This is a genomic window from Bradyrhizobium sp. USDA 4504, assembly GCF_054063995.1.
The window spans coordinates 4,376,218-4,386,910 of the sequence record NZ_JBSSGV010000001.1 but is presented as its reverse complement, the minus strand read 5'-3'; the positions used below and the strand labels follow the sequence as shown (position 1 = coordinate 4,386,910).

The following is a 10,693-nucleotide window of genomic DNA, read 5'->3' as shown; positions in this document are numbered from 1 at the left end:
AGTCATGACGAAGAAGGTCACCAAAGCTGGATCGATATCACGGCGTCGTCTGCTGACGACGGCAAGCGCCGGCGCCGTTCTCGCCGTCTCGCCTTTTCGCATCAATCTGCTTCAGGCCCAGGAAGCGCCCATCAAGATCGGCTTTCCGGTTCCATTGACCGGTCCATACGGTGCCGAGGCCCAGGACCAGGTGCGGGCGGGTCAGCTTGCTGTCACCCAGTTCAATGATGCCGGCGGTCTCAACGGCCGCAAGGCCGAGCTCGTCGTGCGTGACGACAAGCTGAATCCTGGTGAGGCGGCGACGCGGACCCTGGAATTGGTCGAGAAGGAGAAGGTGAATTTCGTCGTCGGCAGTCTGTCCGCGGCGGTTCAGCTCGCGATCAACAACGTCACCAAGGAACGCGGCGTCATCTTCAATTCGATCAGCCAGTCCGACGCCATCAACGAGGCGGCAGATTTCAGCAAATACACGTTCCACGAAGCGCTGAACCCGCACATGACGTCAGGGGCGGTCGGGCGCTACGCCTTCACCAAATTCGGCAAGAAGGTGGCGTTTCTCACGGCGGACTATGCTTATGGCCACGAGATGGTTCGCGGCTTTCTCGAGGTCGGCAAGCAGTTCAACATCGAGAACCTCGGTGACATCCGTCATCCGCTTGGAACGACGGATTTCTCGACCCTGCTGCCGCGTCTCCAGGCGCTCAAGCCCGATATTCTATGCATCAGCAATTTCGGCCGCGATCAGCAGATCGCGCTGAAGCAGGCGACCGACTTCGGCATCAAGAAATCGATCCAGATCATCGCGCCGCTGCTGTCGCATGCCAGTCGCGTTGCGGCGGGCCCCCAGGCATTCGAAGGCGTCGTCGGGGGCTGCTCGTTCTTCTGGGGCATCGAGGACAAGTTCGCCTCGACCAAGGCGTTCAACGACGCGTTCCGCAAGATGTATGACGGCAAGTTGCCTACCGACTACGGTGCGCTAGGCTATGGCGGTGTTCGGACGGTGCTCGAGGCGGTCAGGGGCGCGGGCAGCGTGGAGACCGACAAGGTCGTCGCGGCACTGGAGGCTCTGAAGTACGACTACTACAAGGGGCCGCAATACTATCGCAAATGCGATCACCAATCGGTGCAATCGGTGCTCGTGATCAAGTCGAAGTCCAAGGACATGAAGAACGAGTCAGATGTGTTCGAGGTTCTATCGACCGAAGAGCCTAACGAGAAGAACCTGCGTACCTGCGACACGCTTGGCCACAAGAGCTGAGCCATGCGCCGGCGCGCACCGCGGAGCGGTGCGCGTGCTGAGGGGGGGACAAATGGCGGGCCTGAGCTTTGATCTGATTGCACTGCAACTATTCGCTGGGCTGGCGCTCGGCGCGATCTACGTGCTGTTTGCGATCGGCCTCTCGCTGATCTTCGGGATGTTGACCGTCGTCAACTTCGCCCATGGCGCGTTCTACATGGTCGGCGCCTATGTCGGGCTGTACCTGATTTCGATCGGCGGCAATTTCTGGCTCTGCTTGCTGGCGGTACCGCTTCTGATCGGGCTGTTCGGCCTTGCCGTCGAGCGCGTGCTGATCCGGCCGCTTTACGGCCGCGGCATCGATTATCCGCTGCTGCTGACCTTCGGGCTGAGCTACGTCATGGTCGAATGCGTGCGCATTGCCTTCGGCAAGACCGGTTATCCCTTCGACACGCCTGAGCTTCTGCAGGGGGCTGTCGACATCGGTGTCGGATATTTTCCACTTTACCGCCTGTTCGTGATCGGCGCGACGGCCGTTGTCTTGTTGGCGCTCTGGCTGTTTCTGGAGAAGACCAGCTTCGGACTCATTATCCGCGCCGGCGCGCGCGATCCGCAAATCGTCCGCGTCCTCGGGGTCGACGTTTCCAGGGTCTGGTTGATCGTGTTCGGGATAGGCACCGCGATTGCGGGCTTTGCCGGGCTGCTGGCTGCCCCGCTTCAAGGCGTCATTCCCGAGATGGGCGGCACGATTCTCGCCGAGGCTTTCGTGGTTACGGTCGTAGGAGGCATGGGTTCGATCGGTGGCGCCGTACTGGCGGGCCTCCTCGTCGGTGTGGTGGTCAGCATGACGTCGCTGTTTGCGCCCGAGATGGCCAAGGTTTCGATCTTCGCCCTGATGGCGATCGTCCTGATCGTCCGTCCTCAAGGCTTCTTCGGCCGCGCCGGATTGATGAGCTGAGAGCCAGGGATGACCGGAGCCACCGAATCCGTCAAACAGTCTCGTGCCACAACGGGCAGTTGGTACGAATTCGCAACGCGGCATCGCGCCAGCATCGTGGCCGCGGTGATCCTGATTTTCCCGTTGTTGATGCCGTTTACGGCTCTCGCGGTGAACATCCTGATCTATGGATTGTACGCCGTCGGCTTCAACCTCGTGTTTGGTTATCTCGGTCTGCTGTCGTTTGGTCATGCCGCGCTGTTCGGGACCGGTGCCTACCTCTGTGGCATCGCCATCGTGCATTTTGGCTGGCCATGGTATGCGGCCATCGCGGCCGGGATCGCCGGCGGCCTGTTGATGGCATCGTTGATTGGCGTGCTCGCGATCAGGACCCGCGGCATCTACTTCGCGATGGTAACGATGGCGCTGTCGCAATGTGTCTACTACCTGTTCTATCAGGCGGTTGACCTGACCGGTGGCGAAAACGGCCTCCGCGGCATCAATGTCCGCACCATCGATCTGTTCGGCTTGCGGCTCGACTTCATCAATCCGATGATCCGTTACTATGTCATCGCGGCTTTTGTGATTGCCGCGTTTTTCGTGATGTCGCGCATTCTCGCCTCGCCATTTGGCGCCGTCATTGAGGCCGTGCGGGAGAATGAGATGCGCGCCCGCGCGTCAGGCTATGACGTCACCAAGACCCGATTGCTGACCTTCGTTTTGTCTGGCGGCTTCTGCGGTCTCGCGGGAGCCTTGCAGGCGCTGCATCTGTCGATCGTTCCGATCGAGATCCTGCACTACGAGACCTCGGGCCTGGTCGTGATGATTGCTCTCCTGGGCGGTATGGGGACATTCTTCGGGCCGATGATCGGTGCCGCCGTCTTCCTGGTCCTGGAGAACGTGGTCTCCGTGTGGACGGTTCATTGGCAACTGATCGTTGGCGCCATCTTCATTGCCTGCGTGTTGTTCTTCCCCGCCGGCATCTGGGGCACACTGATCGCGCGAGGCAGGCGATGAGCGCCGCGGAACGCCAAACCGAGGAAATCATTCTGCGTACCAGGGGCGTCGGCAAGACGTTCGGGAAGTTTGTTGCGCTGAACAATATCTCGGCGGAGTTTTCCAGAGGGGCGATCACCTCCATTATTGGTCCGAACGGGGCCGGTAAGAGCACCTATTTCAATTTGCTGTGCGGCGCGTTTGCGCCCACCAAAGGCAGCGTTGAATTCGAGGGGAAGGATGTCACCGGCCTGCCGCAGCATCGTTTTGCGCATATGGGGATCGCAAAGTCCTTTCAGATCACCAGCGTGTTTCCGCAGCTCACGACGCGTGAAAACATCCGCGTCGGTCTGCAGGCGCTGGTGTCGAGATACGATATCTGGCGTCCCCGCGCACGCCTGACCGAGCTGGTCGAGCGGGCAGACGAGCTGCTTGCCCTGGTCGGATTGTGGGAATCTCGCGAACGTGCCGCCAAGACGCTGGCCCATGGCGAGCAGCGGGCGCTGGAAATCGGCATGGCGCTTGCCAGCCAACCCCGGTTGCTGTTGCTGGACGAGCCGACGGCCGGCATGAGTCCGGAGGAGACCCGGACCATGATGGATCTGATCGTTAAGCTCGCAAAGGAGCGTACGGTCATCCTCGTCGAGCACAAGATGAAGCTTGTGCTCGGGATCAGCGATCGCATCCTCGTGCTGCATCACGGAGAACTTCTCGCCGAAGGAACGCCGCAGGAAGTCCGGCAGAACGAGGCGGTGAAGCGCGTCTATCTCGGCCAGCGGGAGCATTGACGAATGCTGCAGATCAGCAAGCTCAATGCCTGGTACGGCGCAAGTCACGCGCTGCAGGACATCACTCTCGAGGTGACCAAAGGCGAGATCGTCTGCCTTATCGGTCGCAATGGAGCCGGCAAGACGACGACGCTGAAATCGATCATGGGGTTGATGGGACGAGCGCGCGGCTCGGTCACCTTCAAGGGCAAGGAGCTGCTGAGCCGGCCGGCGCATGTGCGCTTCGCGCTGGGACTTGCCTATGTTCCCGAAGAGCGGCGGATTGTGCAGGGATTGTCGGTCCGGGAAAATTTGCGGCTCGGGCTGGTAGCGTCGCCGGCGAAGAAGCGGGAAGCCGAGCTGATCGACGAGATCGCGATGATATTCCCACGGCTGGCCGAGCGCATGGACCAGGAGGCGGTCACGATGTCCGGCGGCGAGCAGCAGATGCTGGCGATCGCGCGGGCGATGATCGCAAAGCCCGACCTGATCATGCTGGATGAGCCTTCGGAGGGCATCATGCCGGTCCTGGTCGACGAGATGTTCGAGCTATTCCGCAACATGAAGGCACAGGGAACGACGGTGCTGCTGGTTGAGCAGAATGTCGAGCTCGCGCTTGGCATCGCCGATCGTGCCTACGTCCTTGATCAGGGGGCAGTGGTGCACCAGGCCTCGGCGCAGGCCCTGCTGGCCGACGACGAGATCAAGGAGCGATATTGTTCGGTGTGAGCGGGCTTTCCGGTCTGCCGCCGGCGCGAACGGACCTTACTCCGCAGCGCGCGCGATCGCGTCGACCTTGCGGGTGGTGACGACGACCTTGATCGCGTCATCCACGCGATCCCGTGCATATCTGAGCGCCGTCGGCAGGTCTTCCAGCGGAAACGTATGCGTGTGGATCCTTGTCGCGTCGAACCGCTTCGCTGCCATCAATTCCATGGCGCGGCGAGTGGCGCTGCGGCCCTCGCCGCGGATCCCGTAAGCGTAGATGTTGTTTCGCACGAGATGCGCGATGTCCAGCGTCGCAGCCTCGTGTGGGAAGGCGGCCAGACAAATCTTGCCGCCACGATTGGTCATGTGAATGGCCTGGTTGAGTGTCGCTTCGGTGCCGGCACATTCGACGACATAGTCCGCGCCGATTCCCCCTGTTAGTTGCTTCACGACCTCAACGGCGTCTTCGTCGTTGATGTTGATGACGCGGTCGGCCCCCAATTCCCCGCCGATCGCCAGCCGCTTGTTGCGCGTGCCGGTCAGAATCACCGGGCTTGCGCCAAGCGCCTTGGCCACGGCAACTGCGAGAAGTCCGATCGGCCCCGGGCCGATCACCACGACGCTCTCGCCGGCCACCAATCCTCCCAATTCCGTCAAGCCGTACATCGACGTGCCTGCGGTCACCACGAGCGTCGCCTCCGCATCGCTCATGCTATCCGGTACGCGCGCCAGCGTATTGATGTGGTTAACTGCGTACTCCGCGAATCCGCCGTCGGTCGTAAAGCCGTTGGCGCGGTGGCCCTTCTCCGGCTTTCCATAGTTGAGACAGGACGTGTACATGCCCTGGCGGCAGCGTTTGCATTGGCCGCAGCCGGCGTGGATTTCGACGCTGACCCGCTCGCCGATCCTGAATTCGTCAACGTCCGGCCCGAGTGCGGCGACCGTGCCCATGTATTCGTGACCCGGCGTGAAGTTCTTGTTGAAGGGCAGGCCGCCCTCAATGCTTGCCGGCGACCCGGCATGGATGATTTCGAGATCGGTGGCGCAGATCGCAACCGCATCGATGCGCACCAGCACCTCGGCACGCGCGGGGACCGGCGTCGGCTTTTCGCAAAGCAGGAGCTGGCCGGGGTCACCAAGGACCCAGGCCTGCATCAGGCCGGGAACGGGCAGATCAGGCGATGTGTTGACGCCGGGCGGCTGGTACATGGGCTTCCTCTTTCGGCCGTCAGCCTAGCGCGAAACCAGTGGCTGCCGCGAGCACCCGATGGTCGGCATCGGAGCCGTTGCATTTGCTGCACGGCAGCAAGCGCGTCGCAAAACATTCATACGCGGCCTATACTTGGTCCTCCGCTTGATGTTGAAATCCTCATTGCATCCTCTCCCAGACCGGAGCCTCCCATGAAGACCGTCCGCCTTGTCCTTGCGTTGCTGGCGCTGTTGCTGATCGCGCCGTGGCAATCCGCCAGGGCGGCCGACGTGATCTGCTACAATTGTCCGCCGGAATGGGCGGATTGGGCCTCGATGCTGAAGGCGATCAAGGCGGATCTCAACTACGATATCCCGCATGACAACAAGAATTCCGGCCAGGCGCTGGCTCAGATCCTGGCCGAGAAGAGCAATCCGGTCGGCGATATCGGCTATTTCGGCGTGACTTTCGGCATGAAGGCCAAGGCGCAGGACGCGCTCGAGCCCTACAAGCCGGCGCATTGGGATCAGGTCCCGGCCGGCCTCAAGGACGCGGATGGCTACTGGACCACGATCCACTCCGGCACGCTCGGCCTGTTCGTGAACAAGGATGCGCTTGGCGGCAAGCCGGTGCCGGCCTGCTGGAAGGATCTCCTGAAGCCCGACTACAAGGGGATGGTCGGCTATCTCGATCCGTCGTCGGCGGCGGTCGGCTATGTCGGCGCGGTCGCCGTCAATCTGGCGCTCGGCGGCTCGCCAGGCAACTTCGATCCGGCGATCAGCTTCTTCAAGGAGCTGCGCAAGAACGATCCGATCGTACCCAAGCAGACGTCGTATGCCCGCGTCGTCTCCGGTGAGATGCCGATCCTGTTCGACTACGACTTCAATGCCTATCGCGCGAAATATTCGGAGAAGGGCAACTTCGAGTTTGTGATTCCCTGCGAGGGATCGGTGGTGTTTCCCTATGTCGTTGGTCTCGTGAAGAACGCGCCCGACAAGGAGAAGGCCAAGAAGGTGATGGACTATCTCTTGTCCGACAAGGGGCAGGCGATCTGGACCAATGCCTATCTGCGTCCGGCCCGCCCGATCGAGCTGCCGGCTTCCGTGAAGGGGAAATTCCTCCCCGACAGCGACTATGCCCGCGCCAAGAGCGTCGACTGGGGCGAGATGGAAAACGTGCAAAAAGCCTTCGTCGACCGCTATCTCGCCGAGGTTCGCTGAGGCAATATGGTGCCCTTCGCCGGGGCACCATTCTTCCGATGTCGCAAAAATCCTTCGTTTGGCTCTGCCTGCTGCCGCTCGCGGTCGTGACCACGGCATTCTTCCTGCTGCCGATGGCACGGCTGGTTGTCGCAGGCGCCGAAGGGCCGCATGGGCTCGCCGGATATCTCGCCATCCTGACCGAATCTCGTTATCGCGCGACGCTGATCAATACCGTGCTCCTGGCGGCGGCAACGACCGTCGTCACGCTGATCGTGGCGACGATAGCCGGAATGTTTCTGCAGCGGCACCGCTTTCCAGGCCGGGCCGTGCTGATCGCGATGCTGACCTTTCCGCTGGCGTTTCCCGGCGTGGTGGTCGGCTTCATGATCATCCTGCTGGCGGGGCGGCAGGGGCTGATCGGCGATCTGTCGAACCGGATCTTCGGCGAGAAGTTCGTCTTCGCCTATTCGATCTACGGGCTGTTCCTCGGCTATCTCTACTTCTCGATCCCGCGCGTGATCCTGACCATCATGGCGGCCGTGCAGAAGCTCGATGTCGGTCTGGAAGAAGCCGCGCGTTCGCTCGGCGCCAGCCCCTGGGCGGTCCAGCGTGACGTCGTGCTGCCGGCGCTGGCGCCGGCCTTCGTTGCGTCCGGCGCGATCGCATTTGCAACCGCGATGGGCGCCTTCGGGACTGCGTTTACGCTGGCGACGAATATCGATGTGCTGCCGATGCTGATCTATACCGAGTTCACGCTGGCCGCCAATTTCGCGACCTCGGCCGCGCTGTCGGTGGGACTTGGCCTGATCACCTGGCTCATCCTCGCGCTCGCCCGCTCGTTCAGCGGCAGCGCGGTCGCGGCGGCCGGGTGAACGCATGCGCGATCGCTTGATCTTCACCGGCCAGTTCATCTTCACGCTGCTCGTGGCGGCATTCCTGGTGGTGCCTGCGGGGCTTTCGATCTCCGCCGGCGTCACCGTGAACTACTTCCGGGGCATCCAGTCCGGCGTGACCCTGCAATGGGTCGCGCAGGTCTGGGAGCTCTATGCCGGCACCATCCTGCTCTCTTTCGTGATCGCATTCGCGACCCTTGCCGTCACACTGCTTGCCGGCGTTCCCGCAGCCTATGCGCTGCATGCGCGGGGAGGCCGGCTTGCGCGCATCGTCGAGGAGATCATCACGTTGCCTTTGGCGATCCCCGGGCTTGCGATAGCGCTCGCACTGCTGCTCGCCTATGGCAGCTTCGGCGACTTTCGCCGTTCCTGGCTATTCATCCTGGTTGGACACGTGATCTTCACCATGCCGTTCATGGTGCGGTCGGTGATGGCGGTGTTCGCGACCGTGGACATCAAGACGCTGGATGAGGGGGCGGCCTCGCTCGGGGCATCGCCATGGCGACGCTTCCGCGACGTCATCGTGCCGAACGCGCTACCCGGAATTCTCGCCGGCGCGCTAATGGTGGTCACGCTGTCGCTCGGCGAATTCAACCTGACCTGGATGCTGCATACGCCGTTGACGAAGACACTGCCGATCGGGCTCGCCGACAGCTACGCCTCGATGCGGCTTGAAGTGGCGTCGGCCTATACGTTGATCTTCTTCGTGATGATCATTCCGCTGCTGGTCGCAATGCAGCTATTGGCCGACAGGGATCACAAGCGATGAGCACGGCCGGGCATGGCGCAGCGGTGCGGATTGAGGCGTGCGGCAAGACCTTTGCCGACGGCACGCGCGCGCTCGATCCCGCGACCCTCGACATTGCGCGTGGCGAGACGCTGGTGCTGCTTGGGCCGTCCGGCTGCGGCAAGACCACGATGCTGCGCATCATCGCTGGCCTCGAGCTGCCAGATGTCGGCGGCAAGGTCCTGTTCGACGGCAAGGACATGACCTCGGTCCCGATCGAGCGGCGCAATGTCGGGATGGTGTTCCAGTCCTACGCCCTGTTCCCCAACATGACGGTGGCGGACAATATCGCCTACGGGCTGAAGATCCGCGGTGTTGCCAGGGGCGAGCGTGCCGCACGCGTCGCCGAGCTGGTTGCTCTGACGAACATCACGGGATTGGAGAATCGCCGCATCGACCAGCTTTCGGGCGGCCAGCGTCAGCGCGTCGCCCTGGCGCGCGCCGTCGCGATCCGGCCCGGCATCTTGCTGCTCGACGAGCCCTTGACCGCGCTCGACGCCGCGTTGCGGGACCGGCTGCGCAGCGAGCTCAACCGGCTGTTGCGAGCGCTTGGGATCACGACGATCTATGTCACCCACGATCAGTCCGAAGCCATGGAATTGGGCGACCGGATTGTCGTGATGCGGAAAGGCGCAATCGCACAGATCGGTACGCCCCGCGAGGTCTACTTCGCGCCGAAGGACCGGTTTGTGGCGGAGTTCATCGGAGCGGCGAACATTGTAGAGGCTCCGGTCGAGAACGGGGCATTGATCCTGCCCGGCGGGCGACTGCCGATCGAGGGTGCAGCGACGAGCGCGAACGCGACCGTCATGATCCGCCCCGAAACCATTCGCGTGACGGAGGCGGGCGCGGGTTTGCTCTCGGGACTCGTCGATTCCGTCAGCTTCATCGGCGACCGGCAGCGGCTCGTCGTGAGTGATGCATCGAGCAAGCCGCTCAATGTCGACGCTCCCAACACGATTCAAGCCAGGATCGGCGATCGTGTCGGGCTTTCGATCGCGCCCGACGCTGTCCGTCTGCTCCCTTCCGAACCACGAGATTGATCGATGCCGTCGAAACCGGTCCTCATCGCCCAGATTTCCGACCTCCACATCAAGCCGCCGGGAGCGTTGGCCTATGGCCGGGTCGATACCGCGAAGGCGCTTGAACGCTGCGTGGTGGCGATCAATGGATTCGAGCCGGCGCCCGATTTCGTCGTCATCTCGGGCGACCTTGTCGATACGCCGTCGGTCGAGGAATACGACCATCTCAAACGACTGCTCGCGCCGTTGCGCGTTCCGTTTACCGGAATTCCCGGCAATCACGATTCGCGTGCGTGGATGCGCGCCGCGTTTCCTGCCGCACCCTATGTTCACGCGACAGGCCCGCTCGACCAGGAGATCGAGGTGAATGGCCTCGATCTGCTGCTGCTTGATTCAAGCGTTGCCGGGAAGCCTCATGGCATGCTCGAGCCGTCGACGCTGCAATGGCTGGACGCGACACTGGCGGCAGCAGACCGGCCCGCGCTGCTTTTCCTGCATCACCCGCCGTTCAAGGGCGGCATCTGGCACATGGACCGCCAGGACCTTTTCAATGCCGCAGAACTGGCAGCAATCGTCAGCCGCCATCCGCGAGTGCGTTTGATCGGCTGCGGGCACGTCCATCGTGCCATGCTGACCTCCTTCGCCGGGATTCCCGCGACATTGTGCCCCGCGCCGAACCATGCGGTTGACCTGGACCTCGGACAGCTCCGCGAACCGTCGTTCAAGGTGGAACCGCCGGCATTTCATTTGCACACGTGGTTTCCCGGTCCGGATTTTGGACAGTTGGTCACGCACCAGGTCCCGATCGGTCAGTTTGACGGGCCGCATCCGTTCTTTGGGCCGGACGGCAAGCTGCTGTGAGCTGGCCGCGTTGACCCCTCGCACCGACGGGATCTTGCCAGGCGAGATTGTCGCGGATCGGTCGGGTATGTCGGATCAAGGGCAGCCCGTCGCC

General features: G+C 62.5%; 11 protein-coding genes. 10 read left to right on the top strand and 1 reads right to left on the bottom strand.

Features of this window, described 5'->3' with window-relative positions:
- Positions 1-4: 4 nt before the first annotated feature.
- From ACVMB1_RS20585 to ACVMB1_RS20565, 5 genes are read left to right on the top strand one after another with little or no spacing between them, the layout of a single operon-like run.
- Positions 5-1,258, top strand: a complete 1,254-nt coding sequence (locus ACVMB1_RS20585; protein WP_076834054.1) for an ABC transporter substrate-binding protein — start codon at positions 5-7, stop codon at positions 1,256-1,258.
- A 52-nt stretch (positions 1,259-1,310) separates the two neighbouring features.
- A complete protein-coding gene (locus ACVMB1_RS20580) occupies positions 1,311-2,195 on the top strand; it encodes a branched-chain amino acid ABC transporter permease (protein WP_076834052.1) in 885 nt (294 codons plus the stop codon).
- Between the two features lie 9 nt (positions 2,196-2,204).
- Positions 2,205-3,191, top strand: coding sequence for a branched-chain amino acid ABC transporter permease (locus ACVMB1_RS20575; protein ID WP_076834050.1), 987 nt, complete (start codon positions 2,205-2,207; stop codon positions 3,189-3,191).
- Positions 3,188-3,958, top strand: coding sequence for an ABC transporter ATP-binding protein (locus ACVMB1_RS20570; protein ID WP_092082954.1), 771 nt, complete (start codon positions 3,188-3,190; stop codon positions 3,956-3,958). The genes ACVMB1_RS20575 and ACVMB1_RS20570 overlap by 4 nt, the downstream gene beginning before the upstream one ends.
- Before the next feature lie 3 nt (positions 3,959-3,961).
- Positions 3,962-4,666 (top strand): ABC transporter ATP-binding protein, encoded by a 705-nt coding sequence (locus ACVMB1_RS20565; RefSeq protein WP_076834046.1) that lies wholly within the window; start codon positions 3,962-3,964, stop codon positions 4,664-4,666.
- A gap of 36 nt (positions 4,667-4,702) precedes the next feature.
- On the opposite strand, the gene ACVMB1_RS20560 is transcribed toward ACVMB1_RS20565, so the two are convergent.
- Positions 4,703-5,854, bottom strand: a complete 1,152-nt coding sequence (locus tag ACVMB1_RS20560) for a zinc-dependent alcohol dehydrogenase (protein WP_253625961.1) — start codon at positions 5,852-5,854, stop codon at positions 4,703-4,705.
- 192 nt (positions 5,855-6,046) lie between these two features.
- On the opposite strand from ACVMB1_RS20560, the gene ACVMB1_RS20555 reads away from it, so the two are divergent.
- Genes ACVMB1_RS20555 through ACVMB1_RS20535 form a run of 5 tightly spaced genes read left to right on the top strand, consistent with a single transcriptional unit; the run spans position 6,047 to position 10,599 of the window.
- Positions 6,047-7,054, top strand: a complete 1,008-nt coding sequence (locus ACVMB1_RS20555) for an ABC transporter substrate-binding protein (protein ID WP_076834045.1) — start codon at positions 6,047-6,049, stop codon at positions 7,052-7,054.
- 38 nt (positions 7,055-7,092) lie between these two features.
- Entirely contained in the window at positions 7,093-7,908 is an 816-nt protein-coding gene (locus tag ACVMB1_RS20550; protein WP_076834043.1) for an ABC transporter permease, read from the top strand.
- A 4-nt stretch (positions 7,909-7,912) separates the two neighbouring features.
- Positions 7,913-8,698 (top strand): ABC transporter permease, encoded by a 786-nt coding sequence (locus ACVMB1_RS20545; RefSeq protein WP_028336858.1) that lies wholly within the window; start codon positions 7,913-7,915, stop codon positions 8,696-8,698.
- Positions 8,695-9,759 carry an ABC transporter ATP-binding protein gene (locus tag ACVMB1_RS20540; protein ID WP_253589743.1) on the top strand — a complete coding sequence of 355 codons (1,065 nt, stop codon included), beginning with the start codon at positions 8,695-8,697 and terminating at the stop codon, positions 9,757-9,759. Before ACVMB1_RS20545 ends, ACVMB1_RS20540 begins: the two co-directional genes overlap by 4 nt.
- Positions 9,760-9,762: 3 nt before the next feature.
- On the top strand, positions 9,763-10,599 hold the full coding sequence (locus ACVMB1_RS20535; RefSeq protein WP_456849167.1) for a phosphodiesterase: 837 nt from the start codon (positions 9,763-9,765) through the stop codon (positions 10,597-10,599).
- The last annotated feature ends 94 nt before the right edge of the window (positions 10,600-10,693 follow it).